Origin of the sequence: Caulobacter sp. 1776 (assembly GCF_040545685.1) — a bacterium.
Taxonomy (GTDB): domain Bacteria; phylum Pseudomonadota; class Alphaproteobacteria; order Caulobacterales; family Caulobacteraceae; genus Caulobacter.
This window is the reverse complement of the sequence record NZ_JBEPMI010000004.1, coordinates 418989-443686: the sequence shown is the minus strand read 5'-3', so window position 1 is coordinate 443686 and position 24698 is coordinate 418989. Positions and strand designations below refer to the sequence as shown.

16 protein-coding genes are annotated in these 24698 nt (G+C 66.8%); 7 read left to right on the top strand and 9 right to left on the bottom strand.

The genetic code is table 11. From position 1 onward, the window contains the following. Positions 1-7 precede the first annotated feature (7 nt). Genes ABIC66_RS13460 through rhmD form a run of 6 tightly spaced genes read right to left on the bottom strand, consistent with a single transcriptional unit; the run spans position 8 to position 7896 of the window. The gene (locus ABIC66_RS13460; RefSeq protein ID WP_354070788.1) at positions 8-3790 is read right to left on the bottom strand and encodes a beta-galactosidase; all 3783 of its coding nucleotides are present in this window, start codon (positions 3788-3790) and stop codon (positions 8-10) included. A gap of 2 nt (positions 3791-3792) precedes the next feature. Further along, positions 3793-4128, bottom strand: a complete 336-nt coding sequence (rhaM, locus tag ABIC66_RS13455) for an L-rhamnose mutarotase (protein ID WP_354070787.1) — start codon at positions 4126-4128, stop codon at positions 3793-3795. Positions 4129-4150: 22 nt separating this feature from the next. After that, positions 4151-5059: an amidohydrolase family protein gene (locus ABIC66_RS13450; protein ID WP_354070786.1), complete on the bottom strand. Its 909-nt coding sequence runs from the start codon at positions 5057-5059 to the stop codon at positions 4151-4153. Positions 5060-5068: 9 nt separating this feature from the next. Next, the gene (locus tag ABIC66_RS13445; RefSeq protein ID WP_354070785.1) at positions 5069-5836 is read right to left on the bottom strand and encodes an SDR family NAD(P)-dependent oxidoreductase; all 768 of its coding nucleotides are present in this window, start codon (positions 5834-5836) and stop codon (positions 5069-5071) included. Beyond that, entirely contained in the window at positions 5833-6696 is an 864-nt protein-coding gene (locus ABIC66_RS13440; RefSeq protein ID WP_354070784.1) for a 2,4-didehydro-3-deoxy-L-rhamnonate hydrolase, read from the bottom strand. The genes ABIC66_RS13445 and ABIC66_RS13440 overlap by 4 nt, the downstream gene beginning before the upstream one ends. Positions 6697-6717: 21 nt before the next feature. Beyond that, positions 6718-7896, bottom strand: coding sequence for an L-rhamnonate dehydratase (gene rhmD / locus ABIC66_RS13435; RefSeq protein ID WP_354070783.1), 1179 nt, complete (start codon positions 7894-7896; stop codon positions 6718-6720). A 222-nt stretch (positions 7897-8118) separates the two neighbouring features. On the opposite strand from rhmD, the gene ABIC66_RS13430 reads away from it, so the two are divergent. The 6 genes from ABIC66_RS13430 (at position 8119) to ABIC66_RS13405 (ending at position 16191) form a co-directional block, all read left to right on the top strand. Next, positions 8119-8949, top strand: a complete 831-nt coding sequence (locus ABIC66_RS13430; protein ID WP_502910349.1) for an IclR family transcriptional regulator — start codon at positions 8119-8121, stop codon at positions 8947-8949. A 28-nt stretch (positions 8950-8977) separates the two neighbouring features. Further along, positions 8978-9739, top strand: coding sequence for an L-rhamnose 1-dehydrogenase Lra1 (gene lra1 / locus ABIC66_RS13425; RefSeq protein ID WP_354070781.1), 762 nt, complete (start codon positions 8978-8980; stop codon positions 9737-9739). 4 nt (positions 9740-9743) lie between these two features. After that, the gene (lldD, locus tag ABIC66_RS13420) at positions 9744-10886 is read left to right on the top strand and encodes an FMN-dependent L-lactate dehydrogenase LldD (RefSeq protein ID WP_354070780.1); all 1143 of its coding nucleotides are present in this window, start codon (positions 9744-9746) and stop codon (positions 10884-10886) included. Then, positions 10883-11647 (top strand): rhamnogalacturonan acetylesterase, encoded by a 765-nt coding sequence (locus ABIC66_RS13415; protein ID WP_354070779.1) that lies wholly within the window; start codon positions 10883-10885, stop codon positions 11645-11647. Before lldD ends, ABIC66_RS13415 begins: the two co-directional genes overlap by 4 nt. Before the next feature lie 25 nt (positions 11648-11672). Continuing rightward, on the top strand, positions 11673-12911 hold the full coding sequence (locus ABIC66_RS13410; protein ID WP_354070778.1) for an SGNH/GDSL hydrolase family protein: 1239 nt from the start codon (positions 11673-11675) through the stop codon (positions 12909-12911). Positions 12912-13182: 271 nt separating this feature from the next. After that, positions 13183-16191: a glycoside hydrolase family 2 protein gene (locus ABIC66_RS13405; RefSeq protein WP_354070777.1), complete on the top strand. Its 3009-nt coding sequence runs from the start codon at positions 13183-13185 to the stop codon at positions 16189-16191. Here ABIC66_RS13405 and ABIC66_RS13400 read toward each other — a convergent pair. The 3 genes from ABIC66_RS13400 to ABIC66_RS13390 all read right to left on the bottom strand — a co-directional run bounded on the left by ABIC66_RS13400 (position 16188) and on the right by ABIC66_RS13390 (position 20755). Beyond that, positions 16188-17381: a serine hydrolase domain-containing protein gene (locus ABIC66_RS13400; protein WP_354070776.1), complete on the bottom strand. Its 1194-nt coding sequence runs from the start codon at positions 17379-17381 to the stop codon at positions 16188-16190. The two genes, ABIC66_RS13405 and ABIC66_RS13400, sit on opposite strands and share 4 nt — an antisense overlap. Positions 17382-17462: 81 nt before the next feature. Beyond that, positions 17463-18791 (bottom strand): oligogalacturonate lyase family protein, encoded by a 1329-nt coding sequence (locus ABIC66_RS13395; protein ID WP_354070775.1) that lies wholly within the window; start codon positions 18789-18791, stop codon positions 17463-17465. Further along, positions 18788-20755, bottom strand: a complete 1968-nt coding sequence (locus ABIC66_RS13390) for a rhamnogalacturonan lyase (protein WP_354070774.1) — start codon at positions 20753-20755, stop codon at positions 18788-18790. The genes ABIC66_RS13395 and ABIC66_RS13390 overlap by 4 nt, the downstream gene beginning before the upstream one ends. Positions 20756-21044: 289 nt before the next feature. Here ABIC66_RS13390 and ABIC66_RS13385 point away from each other — a divergent pair, with 289 nt between their 5' ends. Then, positions 21045-24683 (top strand): TonB-dependent receptor, encoded by a 3639-nt coding sequence (locus ABIC66_RS13385; protein WP_354070773.1) that lies wholly within the window; start codon positions 21045-21047, stop codon positions 24681-24683. Positions 24684-24698: the final 15 nt, after the last annotated feature.

Here is a 24698-nt window from a genome sequence, read left to right as displayed (position 1 = left end):
TCCGGTATCAGGGTTTGAAATCGGGCGCGGGCACGCGGGCGACGGGGATGCCGCCGCGCACGGTGCGCAGGTTGACCAGCTTGACGGCTTCCAGCGCGTCGCCAGGAGCGCCGTCGCTGGTCACCGCCAAGGCGAGCGTGTTCTTGCCGCGCGGATCAACGATGCCATTGGGCAGGACAAAGGTCCGTTGCGGCCCGACATGGGCGATGAACTGGCCCATGTTCCAGCCGTTGACGAAGATCAGCACGCGGTAACGCTTGTTCGGCGAGCGGGGCTTGTCCGGATCGCCGATGGTCAGGCCCAGGGTCGTGTCCTGGTCCTTGGGAAAGGCGAGGTCGAAGCTCGTGCGATACCAAGTCGTGCCCGCATAGGGCGTGGTCGCCGTCATGTCGGCCTTGGCCCAGGCCGCGTCCGGGAAGCCCGGCAGGTGCCAGCCCTCGCGCTCGCCATACTGGCCGCCATTGTTAGCGTTGCCGCGCACCGGGTCCTGGATGTCTTCGCCGCCCTTGTTTCCCTGGATCTTCCAGGCGATTGGCACGGCGAAGCTGTAGGTCCCCGGACCCGACAGCGAGGCCGAAACCAAGCCGCGCGCTTCCTTGTGAAAGTCGTCGGCGTCGAGGTCCCAGTTGTGGCCGTTGTTGCGGACCATGACCGACAGCACGTGTTCGCCGGTTCCGCGCAGATCCTCGGGCAGCTTGAAGGTGGCGACGCCGGTGGTGATCGGGCGGGGAAGGCCGCCGTCCAGCTCGTGCTGCCCTAGAAAGCGGCCATCCAGCCACACCTGCAGCATGCCCGCGCCGCCGGCCCCGTAGTGCAGGGTCAGGGTGTCGATGTCAGCCTGGCCCTGGTAGCGGCCGCGATACCAGACGTCGCCCTGGTGGAAGCCGTAGGCGCTCATGTCCAAAGCCGGCTGGCCGGTAGGGCCACGCACGGTCGAGCCGCTGCGACGGCCCTCGGTCTTCAGCCAGGCTGCGTCGTCGAACTTCGGATCCGCCTCGGGCGAGCCGGGCGCGGTCTTCCAGATCAGTTGGGCGAGATTGGGCAGGGCGGTCACGGCCGGACCGGCTAGCGCCTTGTCGGCCAGCAGGCTGCCCGAGGCGGTGGCCTTGGCCGCGATCTTGGCGCCGTTCCAGCGGACCGACGTCACGGCCTTGGGCGCGAAGACTTCAAGCGGGCTAACGGTCTCGGTGTCGCCGGTCAGGCTGAGCATGCCGCCCTTGGTCGCGTCGCTCCGGATCAGGCCCGGACCTCGGATCAGGGCGGTGTCGCGCCGCCAGAAGGCCTGGCCGGTCTCGGCGTCGGCCAGCAGCAGGGTCAAGGGCGGGCGACCGCCGCCGGTGATCCGCACGCGGGCCAGGCCCTTGTGCTGGTAGGTCAGTTTCAAATCGCCCTTGGTCGAGTCGAAGGCCGAAGCGACATCGCCGTCCAGCACCTCGACCTTCGGCGCGGACGCATAGCGCAGCACGGTCTCGCCCGCCTCGCCGGCGCGGCCGTAGAGCAAAGCCAGGTCGCCGTCATTCCACTTCAGGTGAGTCTGGATCTCGGACGTCGAATAGACCAACCGCTGGCCGCCCAGATCGTAGCTGGCCATCAGCATCTTGGCGTCCTGGCCCTTGATCCGCGAGGGGACCACGTACTCGCCGTCGCGGGTCTTCAGCTTGAAGGTGAAGGCCTCGTCGCCGGTGGCGCTGCTCGGGTTGTGGACCACCACATAAAGGTGTCCGCCCGTCTCGAGGTTCACGTTGTGATAGATGCGGACCTTGTCGTTCGACGGAACGATCGCCTCGCCCTTGTCCATGCGGCGGAGGTCGGGGACGGCGGCGATGAACTCGCCCATCTGCTTCATCACCCGGATCTTGTCGCGCAGGCCCCGAGCCTCGTCGATCGCCGAGCCATAGTCGTATGAGCTGAACACCACCGGGGCCGGCAGCCAGCCCCAGCTGGTTCCGCCATAGGTCATGTAGAAGCTCTGCAGCGTGATGCCGTTGGCGACATTGGTTGCGTAGAACACCCGCTGGTAGCCGACGCCGCGGTGGACGGCCGTGCAGTCGTAGTCGCCGTTGCTGCCCCAGTAGTCGAACCAGCCGCCGCCGAACTCGGCCAGGAAGCCGGGCGTGTTCGGGCTGGCCAAGGCGCCGCCCTTGGCCCCGTTCACGCCGTAGATCCCCCAGTCCGGCGCGACGCCGGGGCTCGCCGGCTTGGAGTCGACGCGGCAGTTGCCGCCTGGATAGCCGTCGAAGGCGTAGAGGTCGTTCGGGCCTTCTACGGTCCCGGGCACGTTCGAGCCCTTCGGGACCCAGTAGCCGTTGCGGCCCTTGTCGTTGTGGAAGATCGGGACGGTGATGCCATCGGCCTTGGCCTTGTCGGCCAGCCACTGCATGTATCGCTGCTGCGGCGCGCCGACGACGTCGAGTTCGTTCTCGATCTGGTGGGCGATCACCGTGCCCTGACCGGTGGTCAGCTGGTGGCGGGCGATGACGGCGTTGATCTGGGTCAGCCACTCGTCGGCGGCTTGGATGTATTCCGGCGCATCGGTGCGGGCGCGAGCCTGCTGGTTGACCAGCCATCCAGGGAAACCGCCCCGGGTCAGCTCGGCGTTCACGTAAGGCCCGGCGCGGGTGATGACGTAGAGGCCTTCTTCCTTGGCCATGGTCAGCACGCGATCCATGTCGCGCACGCCGCTGAAGTCGTAGACCCCCTGCTTGGGCGAGTGGTACCCCCAGTCGAAATAGATCGCGACGGTGTTGTAGCCGCTGGCCTTCATCTTCTGGAGAATGTCGCGCCACAGGTCGGGGCTTGGCACGCGGAAGGGGTGAAACTCGCCGCCCCACGAGAAGACCCGCTGATCGTCGACCTTCAGCGAGTACCTGTCCCAGGTGATCTTGTGAGCTTCGGCGGGCTTAGCGACGGCGGGCGGATCGCCGCCTTCCTTCAGCACCGTGAAGTGGCGCACCGTGCCGGAAAGCTCCGGCAATTCAACCTTCTGGGTCCAGGTCCTGAAACCGTCCTTGCTGTCCGACGACCAGTAGCGCTTGGCTGCGTACTCGTCGAAATAGATCCGCCAGCCGCCGTCGGATGTGCGGATCATGGCGGGGCCTTCGACGCCCCGACCCCAGCCGGCCCAGTCGCCGGTTCCCTTGGCCTGCCAAGGACCGTCCAGCGACGGTGCGGTCCACAGCTCGATGAACTTGCTCGTCTCGTTCTTGGCGAAGGCTTGATAGAGCCCGTCCTGGCGCACGACGAAGGTGTCGATGAAGTTCGGCCCGAGGCCGGATAGCGGCTTGGGCTTGCTCCAATCGGCCAGCGAGGCGTCGGTCGCGGTGATGCGCATCGGCTGGAACAGGCCGGCGATGCCGGTGGTCGAGACCGACAAGATCAGGTTCACCGACCCGTCCTGGTCGACGAACCACTCCGGCGCCCAGCTGTTGGTCGCGCCGGGGACGTCGATCTTCACGTCGCGCAGGAAAGTCCAGTCGGTGAGGTTCTGGCTGCGGGCCAGGCCGATCGTGTCGCCAGTCCAGCCGGTGGTGTAGGCGACGTAGTACCAGCCGTCCGTATGCTTCATCACGCTGGGATCGCGGATGAGGCCCTTGGGCGGGGTGTAGGCCAGCGGCTTCTTCAGGGTGAAGCGCGTTCCGTCCGCCGAGTCGTACACGCTCATGTTCGACTGGCTGGCGTTGGTGAACGCCGTCATCGTGTAGCGGACGGGCTCGGCGCCAAAAGACTGAACGGGCGCGCTGGTCGTCATCAAGGCGGCGGCCAGTCCGAGCGCGGGGAGGGCGAAACGCATCCTCAGCCCTCGAAATAGAAGACGGGCTTCAGGGGCCACTCGACGGGCTTGTTGTCCGGATGGACCTCCATCAGGTCGGCCATGAAGTCCCACCAGCGCTTCATCACCGGCTGCAGCGGCAAGGCGTCCTTGTTGTGGTCGGGGCGCAGGCGCAGCACGGCGAAGAGGCTCATGGTCTCCTCGTCCAGGAAGATCGAATAGTCGTGGATCCCCGCGTCGCGCAGGGCCTGCGCGAGGTCGGGCCACAGTTCGTCGTGGCGGCGCTCGTACTCGGCGGCGACGCCCGGCTTCAGCTGCATGCGGAAGGCGAGGGGGCGGTTTTCCGTCGTCGTGCTCATCGTCTTCCTCCCGTCCTTGTTGTTAGTTTTCCAGCCGGTAGACCCGCCGGGCGGTCCCGAAGAACAGCGCCTCGCGCTCGTCGTGGCCGAAGTCGGCCGTGATCGCGTCGTAGGCGGCGTAGAAGGCGCCGAAGCTGCCGTGGACCTTCTCGACCGGGAAGTTGCTGGCGAACATGCAGCGCTCGATCCCAAAGGTCTCGATGACCTGGAGCACGAAGGGCTTCAGGCTCGCCGTGGTCCACGACCGGTCGACCATGGCCAGGCCCGAGATCTTGCAGCTGACGTTCGGGCGGCCGGCCAGCACGGCCAGGCCTTCGCGCCAGGCGGCCAGGCCCGCTTCGTCGCGATCCGTCGGCATGCCGGCGTGGTTGACGATTAGCGGGATGTCCGGATGGGCATCGGCCAGTTCGGCCGCCGTCGGCATCTGCGAGGCGTAGAGTTGCAGGTCGAACGACAGGCCGTACTTGGCCAGCAGGGCGAACCCGGCCCGCCATTGCGGGTCTTGCAGCTTGTCGGTCGGGCCGTAGGTCTTGGCCGGATCGTTGTGCCAGTTGACGATCTGGCGGATGCCCCGGACGTTGCGACGGGCGGCGTGGGCCGCCAGCATCGCCTCGACGTCCGGATCGTCCAGATTGGCCCCGGCGACGATACCGCCGATCACGCCGCGCTGATCGGCGATCGCCTGCAGCCAGTCGGTCTCGGACAGCTGGTCCTTCGGTGGCAGACCGCATTCGACATGGACCGTCTGGACGACGTTCCAGCCCTTGGCGTCGGCGAGATAGTCGTCCAGTCCATAGGACCTGTAGGCGATCGACAACATGTCGCCGGCCGGGTTGTTCGGCAGCGGCGTGTCCTGGAGCCAGGCGTAGTAGTGCCGATCGAGGTCCCACAGGTGCATGTGGGGATCGACGATGGGACCCGTGTACGCCATGGCTCCCTCCTAGAACGTGGTCCGGCCGCCGGAGGTGTCGAAGGTGGCGGCGGTGGTGAAGCTGCACTCCTCCGAAGCCATGAAGCAGACCATGGCCGCGCTCTCGTGGATCTCGCCCAGGCGGCCCATCGGGATCTTGCCGCGCATGTAGTCGACCTGGCTCTGGGGCAGCTGCTCCAGGATCGGGCTCTCGAAGGTGGCCGGTGTGATGCTGTTGGCGATCACGCCCTTGGTGGCCAGCTCCTTGCCCAGCGACTTGGTCAGGCCGATCACTGCCGCCTTCGACGCCGAATAGGCGCCGGCGTTGGGGTTGCCTTCCTTGCCCGCGACCGAGGCGACGTTGACAATCCGGCCATAGCCGCCCGCCAGCATGAACGGGACCACGGCCTTGCAGCAGTAGAAGACGCCGTTGACGTTGATGTCGAATACTCGCTTCCAACTCTCCGTCGGATACTCGTACACCGTGGCCGTGGCGCCGGTGATGCCGGCCGAGGCGACCAGGATATCGATGCGGCCCAGGACCTCGTTGGCGGCCTTGGCGGCGGCGAAGACGGCGTCCTCGTCGGAGACGTCAAGCGCGACGGTGTGCGCCGCGCCGACTTCGGTCGCGGTCTCCTTCAGGCCCTCGGCGTCCACGTCCCATAGCGAGACCTGGCCGCCCTCGGCGACGATGCGGGCGGCGACCGAACGGCCCAGGCCCGAGGCCCCGCCAGTGATCACCGCGCACCGGCCCCCAAAGCGACCCGGATAGAAACGATTGGCGTAGGGCGTGCTCACTGGACGCCTTCCTTAGTCCAGGCGACGACGATCTGGCGCTGCTCGCCCAGCTTCTCGATGCCCAGGCGGATCTCGTCGCCAGCCTTCAGATAGACCGGCTCGGGCTTCTGGCCCATGCCGACGCCAGGCGGCGTGCCGGTGGTGATCAGATCGCCCGGCTCAAGAGTCATGAACTCGCTGATGTACGAGACCAGCTTGCTGATCGGGAAGATCATGGTCTTGGACGAGCCGTCCTGCTTGCGCTGGCCGTTGACGTCCAGCCACATGCCCAGATTCTGCGGGTCGCCGACCTCATCCGAAGTGACCATCCAAGGGCCGACCGGGCCGAAAGTGTCGCAGCCCTTGCCCTTGTCCCATGTGCCGCCGCGCTCGATCTGGAAGGCGCGCTCGGAGACGTCATTGATCAGGACATAGCCAGCCACGTGGTCGAGGGCCTCGGCTTCCGAGACGTAGCGGGCGCGCGACCCGATCACCACGCCCAGCTCGACTTCCCAGTCGGTCTTCAGCGAGTCCTTGGGAAGCATCACCGGGTCGTTCGGACCGGTCAGACAGCTGACAGCCTTGGTGAACAGCACCGGCTCCTCGGGGATCGGCAGGTTCGACTCCGCGGCGTGATCGGCGAAATTCAGGCCCACGGCGATGAACTTGCTGACGCCGTTGACCGGCACGCCGTAGCGGGGCGAGCCCTCGACGACGGGCAGAGTGGTCGGATCGATCGCGGCCAGGGCTTTCAGGCTGGCAGGCGAGAGTTGGGCGCCGGTGATGTCGGTGACGTGGGCCGACAGGTCGCGGATCTTGCCGTCGGCGTCGAGGAGACCAGGCTTTTCAGAGCCCCTGGGGCCGTAGCGGAGCAGTTTCATAGGGATTCGCCTTCAGGGAGATCAGCGGGCGTAAGGCCGGTGCAGACCGACCTCGCGATTGAGTTCGACGCCGAAGCCCGGCGCGTCGGAGAGCTTGAGCTTGCCGTTCACCGGCACGGGTTCGCCGATCAGCTGCGGGTGGAACATCGGCACCACCTCGTCGGCCTTCGGGGCCATCATCAGGAACTCGGCGAACGGGCTGTTATGGCGCGTGATGACGAAGTGGTAGCTGTAGACGCTGGAACCGTGCGGGATGCACAGCACGCCGCGGCTGTCCGCCAGGTTCGAGATCTTGATGATCTCGGTCATGCCGCCGCACCAGCCCACGTCCGGCTGGATGATGTCGCAGCACTCCATCTCCAGCAGCATGCGGAAGCCCCAGCGGGTGGCCTCGTGCTCGCCGGTGGTGACCAGCATGCCCTTGGGGGCGTTCTTCTTGAGATCGCGATAGCCCCAGTAGTCGTCGGGGCTGAGCGCTTCTTCGATCCACTTCAGGCCATACTCGTTGGCCTTGTGAGCCAGCTTGGTGGCGTAGTTGAGGTCCAACGCCATCCAGCAGTCGAACATCAGCCAGAAGTCCTCGCCGCAGCGCTCGCGCATGGTGGCGAGTTCCTCGAGGTTCTTCTTCAGGCCTTCCTCGCCCTCGGCCGGGCCGTGGTGCAGGGGCATCTTGCCGCCGATGAAGCCCATCTGCTTGGCGAAATCCGGGCGCGCGCCCGTGGCATAGAAGGTCAGCTCGTCGCGAACCTTGCCGCCCAGCAGGTGATAGACCGGCTCCTGGCGCAGCTTGCCCAGCAGGTCCCACAGCGCCAGGTCGACGCCCGACAGGGCGTTCACCACCAGGCCCTTGCGGCCGTAGTATTGGGTGGAGAAGTACATCTGGTCCCAGATCTTCTCGACCTCGGCCGGGTCGCGGCCTTCCAGGAAGCGGGCCAGGTGTTTCTCGACGATGTAGGCGGCCGGCTCGCCGCCGGTGGTCACCGCGAAGCCGATCGTGCCGTCGGCGGCCTCGATCTCGACCACCAGCGTGCCCAGCACGTTGATGCCGAAGCTCTGGCGGCTCTGGCGATATTCCGGATAGCGCGACATCGGGGTGGCGATGTGGTCGTCGATCCAGTGGCCGTCGCCCTGGTCGTGATAGTCGGCGCCTCCGCCTCGAACCACAAAGGCGCGGACGTGCTTGATGACCGGAAACGCCATGGCGACGAGGCTCCAACCTTTGAGGGCGCTCGACGACGCCCAAGACAAGGAAGGCGCGCCTTCCGGAACCTCTCCGGCAAGCCCTGGCGAAGCCTTTAGGCTCCGCCTACCTCCCCAACACAACCTATGACACGCTATCGGTTCGCGAGGGTGGCGCGCTCGACAGAGTCGCCGTTGTTCCGCTTGCCTTGCGTTCCACAATATGAGAGGTAGTGCTACAAAATGAAACCAGCGTCAAGGGGAGCGGAACCGGTGGCGGCGGATGAAAACGCGACGACCAAGAGCCCCAGCGGCAGCCAGACCCTGTTTCGCGGCCTCGATCTGCTGGATGTGGTCGCCGAGTCCGGGACCATCGCCTTGCCAGCCCTGGCCAAGCAGCTGGGCCTGACTCGCAGCACGACTCACCGCCTGGCCACGGCCCTCGTCGAACGCCGCCTGCTCTCGCAGGCGCCGCGCGAAGGCTACAGCCTTGGCAGCAAACTGCTGGAGCTGGGCTACTTGGCCAGCCAACAGATGGACCTGCCGCGCGTCGCCCGCCCGCACCTGGAAAAGCTGTGGGAGGACACCGAGGACACGGTGCACCTGGGCGTCCTCGACGACGACCGGGCCCTCTATCTCGACAAGCTGACCGGCCGGCGGCGGATCAACATCAGCTCACGCGTCGGCGACCGCCAACCGATTCGCTCGACCGGCCTCGGCAAGGCCCTGGTCCTAGACGACACCGAGGACCGTTGGCGCACGCTGTACCGCGCCGAAGGTCCGCCCGCGCCGGGCGCGCCGGACGAGACCCAGTGGATCGACTGGATGCGCGACTACTCCAAGCGCGGCGTGGCCTTCGACCTGGAGGAGAACGAGGACCGCATTCGCTGCGTCGCCGCGCCGATCCGCGGGGCGGCCGGCCAGGTCGTCGGCGCGATCAGCGTCTCCGGCGCGGCCCAGTACATGGACGACGAGCGGATGCAGGCGCTGGTCAACGACGTCCGCGACACGGCCAACGCCATCGGCCGCGACCTCGGCTGGAATGGAAAAAGGACGGCCGTCGGCAAAGGCTAGACGGTCAGAAGACCTAGGTGGAGGAACGATGCTTCTGAAGGACAAGGTGGTGCTGGTGACCGGCGCCTCGCAGGGGATCGGCAAGGCCGCCGCGATCGGGTGCGCTCGGCACGGCGCGGATGTGGCGATCAACTATCACTCCGACGAAGTGGGCGCGGCCGACGCCGTGCGCGAGATCGAGGCCCTGGGCCGTCGCGCCATCGCCGTGAAGGGCGACGTGGCCAACGTCGAGACCGCTTCATCCTTCGTGCAGGCCGCCGTGGATGCCTTCGGCAAGGTCGACGTCTTCGTCAACAACGCAGGCATCTGCCCGTTCCACGCCTTCCTCGACATGCCGCCCGAGGTCATGGAGCGGACGATGAAGGTCAATCTGTTTGGCGCCTACTACATGGTGCAGGCGGCGGCCAACCAGATGGTCAAGCAGGGGAACGGCGGCGCGATCGTCGCCGTCAGCTCGATCAGCGCCCTGGTCGGCGGCGGCATGCAAACCCACTACACCCCGACCAAGGCCGGCGTGCACAGCCTGATGCAGTCCACGGCCATCGCGCTGGGCAAATACGGCATCCGCTGCAACTCGGTGCTGCCGGGCACGATCGAGACGGCGATCAACAAGGAAGACCTGGCCGACGTCGCCAAGCGCGAATACATGGCCGGCCGCATCCCGCTGGGCCGCCTGGGCGAGCCTGACGACCTTGCCGGTCCGATCGTGTTCCTGGCCTCGGACCTGGCCAAGTACGTCACCGGCGCGGCCCTCTTGGTCGACGGCGGCGCGTTCGTGAACCTGCAGTGATCCCGTGATCGTTTCCTCGACCACGGACTTCCGGGAGGCGGCCAAGCGCAGGCTGCCGCGCTTCCTGTTCGACTATATCGACGGCGGCGCCTATGCCGAGCGGACCTTGGCCCGCAACGTCTCGGACCTGGCCGACATCGCCCTGCGTCAGCGGGTGCTGAAGGATGTCTCGGCGGCCGACCTCTCCACGACGCTGTTCGGGGTCAAGCAGGCCCTGCCGGTCGCCCTGGCCCCGGTCGGCCTGACCGGCATGTACGCCCGGCGGGGCGAATGCCAAGCCGCCCGCGCGGCGGCCAAGAAGGGGGTGCCCTTCTGCCTGTCGACGGTCTCGGTCTGCGACGTCGACGAGGTCAGCAAGGCCTCGTCCGCGCCGATCTGGTTTCAGCTCTACGTGCTGCGTGACCGGGCCTTCATGCGCGAACTGCTGGCCCGCGCCAGCGCGGCTGGGGCGACGGCCCTGGTGTTCACCGTTGACATGCCTGTGCCCGGCGCTCGCTACCGCGACGCCCATTCAGGCATGAGCGGCCCAAACGCCGCCGCCCGTCGTCTCGTGCAGGCGGCGTTCAAGCCGGCCTGGGCCTGGGACGTCGGGGTGATGGGGCATCCCCACACCTTGGGTAATGTCGCGCCGGTGCTGGGCGCCAATTCCGGCCTCGAGGACTTTATGGGCTGGCTGGGCGCGAACTTCGATCCGTCCATCCAGTGGAAGGATCTGGAATGGATCCGCGAGCTCTGGAAGGGACCGCTGATCATCAAGGGCGTGCTTGACCCCGAGGACGCCAAGGCCGCCGCCGACATCGGCGCGGACGGGGTCATCGTCTCCAACCACGGCGGGCGCCAACTCGACGGTGTGCTGTCCTCGGCGCGGGCCCTGCCGGCCATCGCCGACGCCGTGGGGGACAAGTTAACGGTGCTGGCCGACAGCGGCGTGCGCTCCGGTCTCGACGTGGTGCGGATGCTGGCCCTGGGCGCCAAGGGCGTGCTGCTGGGCCGGGCCTTCGTCTACGCCCTGGCCGCGCGCGGCGAGGCGGGCGTCACTCAGCTTCTGGATTTGATCGAGAAGGAGATGCGCGTCGCCATGGCCCTGACCGGCGTGCGTGATCTGGCCTCGATCGACCGTTCCATCCTCGCGGAGTTCAAGTCGTGATCGCAGCCCTGGCGCTCGCCGCCGCCGTCAGCGCGACGCCGCCGCGCATCGTCATCGCCAGCGACTCCACCGCAGCCAACTATGGCGCCAGCAGCTATCCACAGATGGGCTGGGGCATGGTGCTGAAGTGTTCGCTGGACCCGAACATCGAGGTCGTGAACCTGGCGCGCGGCGGCCGTTCGACCAAGACCTTCATCGAGGAGGGGCTATGGGACCAACTGCTGGCCCAGTTGAAACCCCGCGACACGGTGCTGATCCAGTTCGGCCACAACGACGCCGACACCAAGAAGATCGTTCGCTTCACCGATCCGAACGGGGCCTATGACGTCAATCTGCGCCGGTTCGTGGCCGACGTGCGGGCGGCCAAGGCCGTGCCGGTGCTGGTCACCCCGATCGCCCGCTGGATGTGGGAAAACGGCGAGCCCAAGGACGCTCACGCCGCCTATGCCGCGACGATCCACAGGGTGGCCGCCGACCTGAAGGTTCCGCTGGTCGACCTGGACGGCGACATGATGGCGGCGCTGAAGGCGAGGGGGGAGCTGGCCTCGCGCGGCCTCTATCTGCAGTACAAGCCTTACGACCACATCGCGCGCTATCCCGAAGGCGTCAGCGACGACACCCACATCAACGAGCAGGGCGCGCGGCTGGGCGCGGCCCTGGTGGCGACACGGCTGGCGGCGCTGAAGCTGCCAATCTCCAAAAGCGTGCATCCGGCTTCAGTCGCCGGCCAGCCCAATCTGGGCGGCCCGACCTGTCCATGATCCGCATTCCTTGAGGGAGGAACGCATGAAGCTTTCGCGCGCGAGCTTGCTCGCCTTCGCCGCCGTGGTCGTCATCTCAGGCTCGCCAGCCCTGTCGGCGCCGAAGGCCAAACCAGCGATGGTCGCCGCGCCGCTGTCGACCTGGTCGGGCGCCTGGGGTACTGCGCCCAGCGCCTCGCAGGCCGTGGCGCGGCCCAACGAGGTGCGAGCGTTCGCCGATATCACCGCTCGTCAGGTCATCCGGCTCAACCTGGGCGGCGAGGCGTTGCGGCTGCGGTTGACCAACGAACTGGGCGATCGCCCCCTGAAGGTCGGAGCGATGAGCGTCGCCCTGGCCGGTCCGGACGGCGAGCCGCTAGGCGCGCCGATCCCCGTCACCTTCGGCGGCCGGGGCGAAGCTCTGATCCCGCCGGGCGGGCCGCTGCTCAGCGATCCGGTCGTGCTACAGGTCAAGGCCATGGACCGTATCTCGGTCTCGACCTTCTATGTCGAGCCGACCGCGCCGGCCGGCCACCGCGTGCGACTGTTCCTGTCACCGCAGGGCAACCATACCGCCAAGACCGAGACGCCAGGCGAGCAGGCCTTGCGTGGTCCGGGATTGGTCTCGGGCGTCGACGTGCGTGGCGCGACCCAGCGCCCGGTGCTGGTGACGATCGGCGACTCGATCACCGAGGGGGCGGGCTCGACGCCCAATGCCGACATGGGTTGGCCCGAGCAATTGGCGGCGCGCATCGCCGCGCGCGGCGGCGAGTGGGGCGTCGTCAATGTCGGGATCAGCGGCGGGCGGCTGCTGCGCGAAGGCTCGGGGCCGAGCGCGCTGTCGCGCTTCGACCGCGATGTGCTGTCGGTTCCCGGTGTGGCGACGGTGGTCCTGCTGGAAGGTATCAATGATATCGGCCGCGCGGCCCAGCCCGGCTATGCCAGCGAGGCCGTTACGGCCGACGAGGTGATCGCCGGCTATCGTCAACTGATCGACCGCGCCCACGCCCGGGGCGTGAAGATCTGGGCTGGCACGATCCTGCCGTTCGAGGGCGCGATGTACTACCACGCCGCCGGTGAGACGACGCGCCAGGCCGTCAATGCCTGGATCCGTACGAGCGGCGCGTTCGACGGCGTCATCGACTTCGAGGCGGTCGCCAAGGATCCGGCCAAGCCCAGCCAGATGGTCGACGGCTTCCACAGCGGCGACCACCTGCATCCGGCCGACGCTGGCTACGCCCGCATGGCCGAGGCCGCGGACAAGGCGCTGTTCGGCGCGAAATAGCTCTGGTCGAAAAAGAAAATGGAGCGCCTGGAGGAGGCGCTCCATGCGCCCGCACGGGGGATGGGCGGACAGTCAATCGCGAGGAACGGGGGCGAGGAGGCGACCGGCGTTCCTGGGAAATATCCCAAATATTGAGATATAATCCGATATAATGAGATTGCTTGACAGGGAGCGACCTGTCAAGCCACACGTGCGGAAGAGCCAAAAGTGGCCTGACCAATCCGAGGCGTTCATGTCGAGCTTTCTCCGGTCCGCTCCCCTCGCTGTCGCTATGTTGGCCGCCGTCGCGCCGGCCCAGGTTCAGGCCCAGCGCGCCGAATTCGCCTTCAACGACGGCTGGCGCATGGCCACTGGCGAGATCGCTGGCGCCGAGAGGTCCGACTTTGACGACGCCGCCTGGAAGGCCGTCACCCTGCCGCACGCCTTCAACGAGGACGAAGCCTTCAAGGTCGACATTCACGATCTGAAGGACGGGATCACCTGGTACCGCAAACGCTTCGTCTTGCCGGCGGACTTCGCGCCCGGCGGCAAGGCGTTCCTGGAGTTCGAGGGCGTGCGCCAGGCCGGCGACGTCTATGTCAACGGCATGCTGGCGGGCGGGCACGAGAACGGCGTCACGGCCTTCGGCGTCGACGCCTCCAAGCTGCTCAAGCCCGCGCCGTTCGAGAACGTCGTCGCCGTCCGCGTCGACAGCGACTGGAAGTACAAGGAGAAAGCCACCGGCAGCGCCTTCCAGTGGAACAACAACAACTTCAATGTGAACTACGGCGGCATCCACCGCGCCGTGCGGCTGCATCTGATGGGCGGCCTGCACCAAACCCTGCCGCTGTATTCCAGCCTGGGCACGACCGGCGTCTACGTTTGGGCTGGCGACTTCGACATCAAGGGCGGGGCGGCGACGATCCACGCCGAGTCCGAGGTGCGTAACGAGACCGATCGTCCGCGCACCTTCATCTATCGCGTGGCCCTACGCGACGTCGAGGGCAAGCCCGCCGGTGAGTTCGCCGGGCCGACCGTTACCCTCGCGCCCGGCGAGACCCGCGTGGTCGCGGCCCAGGGGCGGCTCACGGGGCTGAAGTTCTGGAGTTGGGGCTACGGCTATCTCTACGCCGTGAGCACGGCCCTGGTGGAGGACGGCAACACGGTCGATGCGGTCACGACCCGCACCGGCTTCCGCAAGACCGCCTTCGGCCAGGGCATGATCCGACTGAACGATCGGGTCATTCAAGTCCACGGCTACGCCCAGCGTACCAGCAACGAATGGCCGGCGCTGGGGACGGACATTCCGCCGTGGATCAGCGATTTCTCCAACGCCCTGATGGTCGAGAGCGGTGGCAATCTGGTGCGCTGGATGCACATCACGCCCGCTCGCCAGGACGTGACCTCGGCCGACCGCGTGGGGCTGATGCAGGCCATGCCCGCCGGCGACGCCGAGAGCGACGTCACCGGCCGCCGCTGGGAGCAGCGGAAGGAGGTGATGACCGACGCCATCGTCCGCTTCCGCAACAACCCCTCGATCGTCTTCTACGAGGGCGGCAACGAGAACATCAGCGACGAGCACATGGCCGAGCTGAAGGCCATCCGCGACCGCTTCGACCCGCACGGCGGCCGCGCCATCGGCTCGCGCGAGATGCTGTCCAGCAAGGTCGCCGAGTACGGCGGCGAGATGCTCTACATCAACAAGAGCGCCACCAAACCCGTCTGGGCCATGGAATACTCCCGCGACGAGGGCGCGCGGAAGTTTCAGGACGACTTCACCGCGCCGTTCCACAAGGACAACCCCGATTACAACCGCAACCAGGACAGCCACGCGGCCGAGAACGTTCGCCGTTGGTACGACTACTGGCGCGAGCGGCCGGGCGGCGGCGGCCGGGTCAGCTCGGGCGGCGTCAACATCATCTTCTCGGACAGCAACACCCATTTCCGCGGCGACAACAACTACCGCCGCAGCGGCGAGGTCGACGCTATGCGGCTGCCGAAGGAAGGCTTCTATGCCCACCAAGTGATGTGGGACGGCTGGGTCGACGTCGAGCGGCCGCGCGCCCACATCGTTGGCCATTGGAACTACGCTCAAGGGACGGTGAAGGACGTGCTGGTGATCGCCAGCGCCGACAAGGTCGAGCTGAAACTGAACGGCCGCTCGCTGGGCTACGGCCGCAAGAGCGACGGCTTCCTGTTCACCTTCGACAAGATCGCCTGGACGCCGGGCAGGCTGGAGGCGGTCGGCTACGACGCCAGGGGCAAGGTTGTTTCGCGCCATGCGGTCGAGACCACCGGGGAGCCGGCCGCGCTGCGCCTGACGCCGCGCACCGGGCCAGGCGGCTGGAAGGCCGACGGTGCGGACTTGGCGCTGGTCGATGTCGAGGTCGTGGACAAGCAGGGCCGGCGCGTCCCGACCGCGTTGAACACGATCAGCTTCTCGACCTCGGGGCCGGTCGAGTGGCGCGGCGGCATCGCTCAGGGGGACAGCCTGGGCCGCAAACCCGTCCTTCCGACCTCGACCGAGCCCGAAAAGGCGGCTGGCGTGGACCAGGTGACCAAATTCCCCGGCGCGGCGCGCACCGACGACAACTTCATTCTCTCGAAGACCCTGCCGGTCGAGGCGGGCGTCAACCGCGTCTCCCTGCGGTCGACTCTAGAGCCAGGCAAGGTGACCGTCACGGCCAAGGCCGAGGGGCTGTCCGACGCCACCCTGACTCTGGACGTCGCCACGCCGGCCAAGGCCGACGGCCAGGGGCCGGTGGGCGACGACGCCCTGCCGGTCAGCTTGGTCCGTGGTCCGACGCCCGCGACGCCGTCGTTCAAGCCCTGGCGCGTCACGGTGCGTCCCGCGCAGACCATCGCCGGCTCCAACCAGGTCGATGCCCGCCTGGCCCAGGACGACGACGAGATGACCCACTGGGCCAGCGACGGCCAGCTGGCCAACGCCTGGATCGAGTACCGCCTGGACAAGCCCCAGGTGGTCGACGAGCTGGAACTGAAGCTGATCGGCTGGCGCCTGCGCTCGTACCCGCTACGCGTCACGGTGGATGGGGTCGAGGTCTATCGCGGCACGCCCGCCAAGAGCCTGGGCTATGTGGTCCTGCCGCTGAAGCCGTTGAAGGGCTCGCGCCTGCGGATCGCCCTGACCGAGCCGACGGTGGACCGCGACGCCTTCGGCAAGATCGTCGAGGTGAACGGGGCAAAGGCCAGCCTTGATACGGGCGCGGAGAAAGTGGCCGCCGGGGGCCGGTTGGGGATCGTCGAGGCGGAGCTGCACAGGCGATTGGATCGGCGCTAGCCAAGCAGCTTCGTGATGAACGGCCAGTCGTAGATTCTGCCGATATCGCGCAGCAGCGACATGCCCAGCGCCATGCCGCCGTCGCTGTTGGTCATCATCGCCACGCCCCGGCAGCGCGGCGCGTCGAAGACCAAGAAGGCGCGATAGCCGGCATTGCTGCCAGTGTGGAAGAAGATCGTGTTCCCGTCGTCAGCGGGCATGTAGCGGAAGCCCAAGCCAAAGGAGTCCTTCAACGCGCTCTGCGGCATTAGCGCTTCCCGGGCTAGGTTTTGGGGCAGGAAATCGCCCTCGCCTTGATAGGCCCGACTCATCGCGATGCCGAAGTGGGCGAGGTCGGTCGGGGTGGTCCAGAGACCGGCGGCCGCCAGTTCGGGGTAGGCATGCCAATCGCCAGCGATCGGCGCGCCCTGTTCGTCGTGGCCCAGGGCGATGTCGTCAGATGGCGCTGTCGTGGAGAAGGTCGATCGGGTCATGCCAGCGCGGCGGATGACCTCTCGGTCCAGAACCTGAGCGAACGACGCGCCCGAAACGTCCTCGATCAGCTTCTGCATCACGGTCATTCCGCCGCCCGAATAGGCGACCTGCGCGCCGGCGGGTTTTTCGGCGATGATCGGGCCGGTGTTGACCGGCGGGGCTCCCGCTAGCACCTGGTCCAAGGTCGGAACGGGCGTACCCCGGGCATAGCCCGGGAAGCTGCTAATCGTGGTTCCGCCGGTGTGGGACAGTAGGGCGCGCGGTGTCACCTTATCGACGTCGATCCCCGGCGCGGCCGGCAAGGTCCAGGTGCGAAGCTGGGCGTTGACCGGCCTGTCCAGCGCGAGCTTGCCCTCCTTGGCCAGGCGCAGCGCCGCGACCGCCGTCAGGGTCTTGCTGATCGAGGCGGCCTGGAAGCGGGTCTCCGGCCGAACCGGTGTGGCGTCCGTGGCAGACCGCACGCCGTAAGCGCGTGTCCAGGCCAGCTTGCATCCGTCGACAACGGCGATGCTGACGCCCGGCGTCTTGGCCCTGCGCAGCCGCTCGGAAAGGGTCCCGACGGCTAGAGCGTCGTCGGCCTTGGCCTGTTCGGCGGTAGGACCGCGCTCGAACGCGGCGACGGCGGTCTTCGGCGTCGGCGCGGCAACGGCCATCGCGGTTGTTGCAGCGCCAATCGCCAAGGCGAGGAGGGCGGCGGCCTTATGCGAAACGGACATGCACGGCTCCGTGGCGACCCGTTACAGTTTCAGGTCACCACAGGCCTTGCAGCTTAAATTTCGCTCATGCGCCTAGCGCGATCAGGGCTGGGTCTTCGCCACCTCGACCGCATAGACCTGGTTCGCCCCGTGCATGTTGGAGCGAAACACCAGCCACTTGGCGTCGGGCGTGAAGTTGACGTTCGGCTCCAGGCGATAGTCGTGGCCGCGCATGTCGACCAGGCGCTCGGAGTCCAGCACGCCGGGGGCGATCAGGTGCTCGGCGCCGGGAGCATGGATGCCGGCGACGTCCGGCACGGTGCGCGGCTTCAGCAGCACGATCCATTTGCCGTCCGGGGCGTGGGCGACCATCTCGCTGTCGCCGCCGTCGCCGGCGAACAGCTTGCCGTCCGGCGAACTGTTGAAGTGCACCGACCAGTCGTTGCGCTGGACGTGGTTCCAGGTGCGCTTGCCCGTCGCGATCTCATAGCCGGCGACCCAGAAATCCTCGCCGCGCGGGGTCTGCAGGTCGTACCAGACGGTCTTGCCGTCGGCGCTGAACCATTCGTGGCCCGCGATCTCCATGTTCATGGTGCGAGTGTGGATCTTGACCGGCGTGTCGCCGGCCTTGTCGACGCGGACCAGCCACAGGCGGTCGACCTTGTGCCAGGGACCCTCGTGGCAGAACATCAGGAGGCCCGGATCGGTGGGCGAGAACTGCAGGTGGTTCAGCCAGTCGGTGGCCTGGTGGACGATCTTGCGTTCGCCCGTGACCGTGTTGATCGTGAAGATCTCCATCGGGATGCGGCTGTCCAGGCGCGCGTTCAGCTGCACTTCGCGGCCTTCGGCGTAGGAGAGCTCGCGGCCGTCGGCGCCCTTCACGTCGTCGGGGTTTTTGGGCAGCGAGTCGGCCAGGTTCGGCGGGACCGGCACGTCGGTGCGGACGGCGACGCCGGCCAGCAGGGTCTCATCCGCGTTGATGGTCTGCAAGCTGCCGCGATCCATCACCGCCACCTGGCGAGTGGCCTTGGTATAGGGATCGGTGGCCATCACCGCCTTGGCGCCCATCGGGTCGGCGGTCAGAGCCTTTTCGTAATAGACCGCGCCGGTCTTGCGGCCGACGTACAGCAGCCGAACGCGGCCCTCGACGATCTTGGTCAGGGCCCGGGTCTTCAGGTCCATGGCCGTGATGCCGTTCGGCGACGAGAACACCAGCCGGTCGCCCTTGGGCGTGTAGCCGTTGTAGTTGAAATAGAGGCTGGAGCTGCCGGGCTCGCGCGACAACCGCACGATGCGGTGGCCCGTGGTCTTGTCCACCCACTCCAGCGGCGGCTCGGGCGCGCCGGGCTTGGCGGTGGTCTGCATGTCCTGGCCCGACGCGGCGCCGACCAGAAGGAGGGCGGTCAGGCCGCCGATCAGAAACGACTTCATTGCGACACCTTCCGAGTGACGATGGCCGCCGGCTTGGGCGACTTCATGCCTTCGCCGAGCTGGAAGCTGGTGTGGGGCGGTTGATTGTAGGCGGTGTTCTGCCAGGCGATCGACACCCGGTACTGCGGGTCGTGCATCAGGGTCACTAGGCGGCGCTCGGTGGGGTAGGGAGTGGCGTAGATCCGCAGGGACCTGTTGTCCTCGGCCCGCCAGATCACCTCCTCACGCCAATCGCCCAGAATGTCGGCCGACAGGGCCGGCGTCGCCTTGGTGCCGTTGTTCGAGACCATGCCTTCAGCGGTCAGCAGCGGCGTCGCCTGGCCGGTCTTCCAGTCCCACTTGCTGATCTGGTTGCGGTCCAGCAGTTCGCGCAGGTCGTCGCCGTCCCACCAGATGGCGAAGTTCACTTGGCGCGGATGCTTCACGCCCTCGATGGCCTTGCCCTGGGCGGTGTAGAGCGCGTCCTGGTTCGTGCCCCAGGCCTCGTCGCCGGGGAAGCGAGGGTCGATGTCGGCGGCCAGGCCCCGGCCGGTGTCCCTGTCGGTGGGCGTGCTCCACAGAACCTTGCCGGTCCTGGCGTCCAGCATGGCCGCGCCAATGCCGCCGTTCATCTTGGGGCTCTCGTGGACGCCGAACTTCTCCAGGCCCGGGTGGGTCGGGTCCAGGTCGCCGACGTGCATGGTGTCGCCGTGGAACAGGCGGGCGCTCCACAGGCCCTTGCCGTCGTCGTCCACCGCCATCGAACCATAGATGATCTCGTCGCGACCATCGCCATCGACGTCCGCGACGCTGAGCTGGTGATTACCCTGGCCGCCGAAGGCTTCGTTCCCAGGCGCGGCGCTGTCGAACAGCCAGCGCTGGGTCAGCTTGCCGTCGCGCCAGTCCCAGGCCGCCAGGGTCGTACGACCATAGTACCCCCGGGCCATGATGATGCTGGGCCGCTGGCCGTCCAGATAGGCGGTGCCGGCCAGGAAGCGGTCGGAGCGGTTGGCGTAGCCGTCGCCCCAGATCTGCGTCATCTGCTCGACCGACGGCGCGTCGGTGCGCGGATCGCGCGGGGGCGAGTAGGGGGCGCTGGCCAGGGCCTTGCCGGTCAGGCCGTCGAAGACGGTCAGGAACTCGGGGCCGCGCACGATCCGGCCCTGGACCTTGGCGACCTTGGTGCCGTCGGGCAGCACCGTCGCGCCGGTGCGGTCAGCCTGGGGCCGCTCGCCGCCGGTCTCGCGCCAGTCGGCGCTGGCGTCGCCCAACACCGCGCCGGTCCCGTCGATCGTGCCGTCACTGGTCCGCATGGCGATCTCGGCCTTGCCGTCGCCGTCATAGTCGAACACCTGGAACTGGGTGTAGTGCGCGCCGGCCCGGATGTTGCGGCCCAGGTCGATGCGCCACAGGCGCCTGCCTTCCAGGGTGTAGGCGTCGAGGAAGACGTCCCCCGTATAGCCGCCGAAGGCGTTGTCCTTGGAGTTAGTCGGGTCCCACTTGAGGATGATCTCGTAGCGGCCGTCGCCGTCCAGATCGCCGACGCTGGCGTCGTTGGCGGTGTACGAATAGGCCTCGCCCGCCGGGGTGGTTCCGCCGGGCGGCGGCTCGATCGGGATCGATAGGTAGCCGTCAGTCCAGACCCTGGCGGCGGCGCTGGCCGCGCTCTCCTTGCCTTTGGCGATCAAGCGCACCGTATAGTCGCCCGCGCCGGACGTGGCGTCGACGAAGTCCGTGCCGCCTTTCAGCGGCTTCCCGTTCAGCTTCTTGCCGTCCTTATAGAGGTTGAAGGCCGCGCCGGCCGGGTCGTCGCCCAGTAGCCGCCAGCTGACCAGCACGCCGCCGTCCCTGGCGGGAACGGCCACGACGCCGCGATCCAGTGATTCCACCCAGCGGGGGGCGGCTTGGGCCGTTCCGGCTAGTCCCGTGAGTAGCGCGGCCGCGCAGACCGTCGCGCCGAACCGCATTTCCATACGTCTCGTCATGGGCGTCTGGCCCTCCCTGAACCCTTCAGGATCCCGGCTGGCCGCGACGAGCGGCTTCTATCCGGCGCGCCGTGAGCGGCCGTCGGGATCGCTCCGGGTTACATCATGAAACCCATGTTCTGTCTTCCCATAAATTGCGTTGACATCTCAATATGTGGCACTACTGTAATTGTACTAAGAATGCGTCGTTGCGTGTGGAGCGGACCCTCGGGTCCCGCCATGCGGATTAGGCGCACCAGGGGCTCCAGGGGACGGAGTTCCAGGCAATGAACTAAAAGGGAGGGACACCATGCAGTTCACCATGGCGCGCCGCCGTGCGGCCGCCGCCACCGCTTCGATCCTGGCGCTGAGCGCCGGTCTGGCGCTCGCCGATCAAGCCGCCGCTCAGTCAGCCAACCAAGCGCCAGCCGCCAGCGCGGCGGCGTCGGACAACACCGTCGAGGTGATCGTCGTCGGCGCGCGGGCTTCGCAGCAGAGCTCGATCCAACGCAAGAAGCGCAGCAAGACGGCGCAGGACTCGATCGTCGCCGACGACGTCGGCTCGTTCCCGGACAGCAACGTCAACGAGGCCATGTCGCGCATCGCCGGCGTGGCCATCGAGCGTAACGGCTTCGGTGAGGGCGACGGTTTCGCGATCCGCGGCAACGGGGCCGACCTGACGCGCGTGGAACTGGACGGTCTGGGTGTCGCCGCCTCGGGCTTCAGCCTCGCGGCCGGTGGCGGTGACGGCCGCTCGGCCGACATGCGCGAACTGCCCGCTGAAATGATCAAGAGCCTGGACGTCATCAAGGGGCAGACGGCCGACATGACGCCTGGCGGCCTGGGCGCCACGGTGCAGATCCAGACCCGCACGGGCCTCGACTTCAAGAAGCCCTTCATATCGTTGCGCGGCGCGGCCGCCGGCAACACCCTGTCGAAGAAGGCCGGGCCGGAGATCGGCGTGGTCGCGACCCGCAAGTTCTTCGACGATCGCCTGGGCGTGATGGGCAACCTGAACTCGACCAAGCGCTACAACGACAGCCACGCCCTGAACAACGGCGGGTCGAACAATCTGCAAGGCTATACGCGCTTCGCCGACTTCGACAATTCGCCGAACAAGACCTTCACCTACAATCCCGCGGCGACCAACGGCGTCGACGCCAACACGCCGCTCGGCTCATGGGCTCTGGCCAGCGGCGGGGGCAACTTCCTCGCGCCGACGCCGCTTGAGGTCGTCACCAAGTCGGCGGCCGCAAAGACCAAGGCCGACTGTCTCACGGCCTTCCCGACGCTGACCGACGCCCAGCTGAACACCATCGCGGCCGGCTCCAACGGCGCCAACCGCCAGGCCGCCCAGGCGGCGATCATCAACTCGCAGATCAGCTGCCTGAATCAATGGAACGACTACACGCCCAACCTGGTCCGCGACCAGAACTGGTCGCAGTACGAAAAGCGCCTGGAGTGGGACCTGCGCCTCGACTATCGCGTCACCGACAATCTGACGGTCTTCGCCAAGTACCAGGTCGCCAACCGCCGGCAGGAAGAGAATAACCGTCAGCGCACGCGCGGCGGCATCACGTCGCTGGGCGCGGCCACCGTCGGTTCGGTCACCTCGCCGCTGGTCACGAACACCTTCTACCCGGCTGGCACGACCAACCCGCTCTCGGCCGTCAGCAACTCCGGCTACTACATCTACAACAACGCCTTCCCGACGGGCGTGTCGACGATCGACACGACGCCGGGCACGCCCGTCACCAACAACGCGTTCCCGATCTACGGCGTCGCCGCCAACATCATCCCGGGAACGGTGAAGTATGACGAAAACCACCACCTGACCTCGTTCGACGTGACCAACGCCGCCGTCGGTATCGACCACATCGAAAACACCCAGAACTGGAAGACGAACTATCTCACCTACGGCGCCGACTACGACAAGGGCCCGTTCAAGGTCGAGTTCCGCGGCGGCCGCACCGAGGCGTCCTATACGCGTTACGACCGTCGTCTCTCGCGCAGCTACACCTACGGCAACGCCACGATGCGCGTGCTGGATAACGGCATTTGGACGATCGACACGCCGGCCTCGTACGACGAGACCAACATGACGAACTTCGTGCAGCTGCTGAACCCCACCGCGGTGGGCCAGCCGAGCTATAGCGCGCTCTATCGCCTGCAGTGGAACCCGCGGATCGTCGAAAGTGGTGAGGACCAGTACAAGCTCGACCTCAGCTACCTGGTCAACGACAAGATCCCATTCTTCACGCGCTTCAAGGTTGGCGGCTTCTATCGCGAGGCCAAGACGGATTCGTGGGGCGCTGGCGGCTACACGCCCAAGGCCGGGGTCTTCGTCCCGACACTTGCGCTGCGCAGCGACGTCCGGGCTTGCGAGAACGTGGCCAGCACGACGGCGACCAACGCCTGCGTCTACGGCTACGCCCCCAACCCCACGACCGCCAACACCTTCCTGTACGGCATCGAAACGCTGCCGCAGGCTCAGCTGATATCGATCTTCCAGAACAGCCTGGAGAAAAACTCCGGCGCTTTCATGAAAGGGTATGAGGGCACCAAGGGCCTGACGGTGTGGGACAGCATCGACGTGCCGAAGGCCTTCAGTCAGCTGGCCAGCGCCGCCAACTACAACTTCTCCTGCGTGAAATCCTGCAAGGGCAGCGATGGCAACGTTTACGACCAGCCGGTGAACAAGGCGCTGGAGAAGTACACCTCCTGGTACTGGATGGCGGAATTCGAACAGCAGTTGCCGTTCAACATGGAGCTCGACGGCAATCTCGGCATGCGTGGACTGAAGACCGAAGTGTCGGGCTCCGGCTACGTGTCGCTGGCGGCCACCGTGAAGAATGGGACGTTCAATCCGAACGATCCTTCCAACGCGGCGGGCGTGACCACCACGACCGTCACCAAGGCGGTGGCGATCAACCGCGAATATACGGGTTGGATGCCTGCCTATAACGCGGCCCTATGGATGATCCCGGACAAGGTGGTTTTGCGCTACTCGTGGGCGAAGACCATCGCGCCGCCGCCTCTGAACCGCCTGTTCCCGGCCGGCACCTGCACCTATGACGAACGGCGCGACGGCGTGAACGACGCCGACGGCACCGAACAGGACATGAGCTGCACCACCTTCGGCAATCCGGAGCTGAAGCCCTATACGGCGACGAAGAACAACACGAGCCTGGAGTGGTATCCGAACCGCGACACCTCTTTCAGCCTGGCCTACTACCGCCAGAAGGTCCGCATCGGCGCGCCGGTCGCGGTGCCGGTCAAGAACGTCAACCTCTTCGCCGGCACTGACGAAGTCGTTCCGGGCACGACCAAGAAGTTCTCCGACTACGAATTCGGCATGACCTCGTACATCAACGGTCCTGGCTACGTGCAGAAGGGCTGGGAGTTCGTGGCGCGCACGGCCTTCACCTACCTGCCTTGGAAACTCAAGCACACCGGCGCGGACTTCAACATCTCGACGACCAGGTCGGGAAACTCGGTGGCCTATATCGATCCGGTGACCGCCGACGCGCTGGATCCGGCCGGCCAGTCGAAATACTTCGCCAATCTGGTGTTCTGGTACGACGACAACGTCACCAAGATCCGGGTCGCCTATCAGACCCGAGACCGAGTGCTGAACTGCATCTCGCCGTGCAACAACACCGCGTCCTCGCCGGTCCGTAACTCGCCGAACACCAACGTCGGCAACTTCGTGGGCTTCCCTTACAACCCCAGCGAACCAGTCTATTCGGAGAAGTATGAATACCTGGACGTGAAGGTGTCGCGTAAGGTCAACCCGAACCTCGAGGTCTATTTCGAAGGGCGCAACATGCTGAACGCCGCCCGCCTGACCATCGGCTCCGACCGGGCCGGCTTCGCCGACAAGCCCAACCCCTGGTCGGCCCAGTTCGGCGGCGCCCGCCTCGCGGTCGGCTTCGTCTACAAGAACTAAGCCGATGGGCAGTGG

Excerpts from the sequence above, each read along its gene's own strand:
- ABIC66_RS13395 (WP_354070775.1), bottom strand. The coding sequence starts at position 18,791 with ATGAAGTCGTTTCTGATCGGCGGCCTGACCGCCCTCCTTCTGGTCGGC.
- ABIC66_RS13385 (WP_354070773.1), top strand. The coding sequence starts at position 21,045 with ATGCAGTTCACCATGGCGCGCCGCCGTGCGGCCGCCGCCACCGCTTCG.
- ABIC66_RS13450 (WP_354070786.1), bottom strand. The coding sequence starts at position 5,059 with ATGGCGTACACGGGTCCCATCGTCGATCCCCACATGCACCTGTGGGAC.
- ABIC66_RS13390 (WP_354070774.1), bottom strand. The coding sequence starts at position 20,755 with ATGACGAGACGTATGGAAATGCGGTTCGGCGCGACGGTCTGCGCGGCC.
- ABIC66_RS13440 (WP_354070784.1), bottom strand. The coding sequence starts at position 6,696 with ATGAAACTGCTCCGCTACGGCCCCAGGGGCTCTGAAAAGCCTGGTCTC.
- ABIC66_RS13430 (WP_502910349.1), top strand. The coding sequence starts at position 8,119 with ATGAAACCAGCGTCAAGGGGAGCGGAACCGGTGGCGGCGGATGAAAAC.
- lra1 (WP_354070781.1), top strand. The coding sequence starts at position 8,978 with ATGCTTCTGAAGGACAAGGTGGTGCTGGTGACCGGCGCCTCGCAGGGG.
- rhmD (WP_354070783.1), bottom strand. The coding sequence starts at position 7,896 with ATGGCGTTTCCGGTCATCAAGCACGTCCGCGCCTTTGTGGTTCGAGGC.
- ABIC66_RS13400 (WP_354070776.1), bottom strand. The coding sequence starts at position 17,381 with ATGTCCGTTTCGCATAAGGCCGCCGCCCTCCTCGCCTTGGCGATTGGC.
- rhaM (WP_354070787.1), bottom strand. The coding sequence starts at position 4,128 with ATGAGCACGACGACGGAAAACCGCCCCCTCGCCTTCCGCATGCAGCTG.
- ABIC66_RS13460 (WP_354070788.1), bottom strand. The coding sequence starts at position 3,790 with ATGCGTTTCGCCCTCCCCGCGCTCGGACTGGCCGCCGCCTTGATGACG.
- ABIC66_RS13405 (WP_354070777.1), top strand. The coding sequence starts at position 13,183 with ATGTTGGCCGCCGTCGCGCCGGCCCAGGTTCAGGCCCAGCGCGCCGAA.
- ABIC66_RS13410 (WP_354070778.1), top strand. The coding sequence starts at position 11,673 with ATGAAGCTTTCGCGCGCGAGCTTGCTCGCCTTCGCCGCCGTGGTCGTC.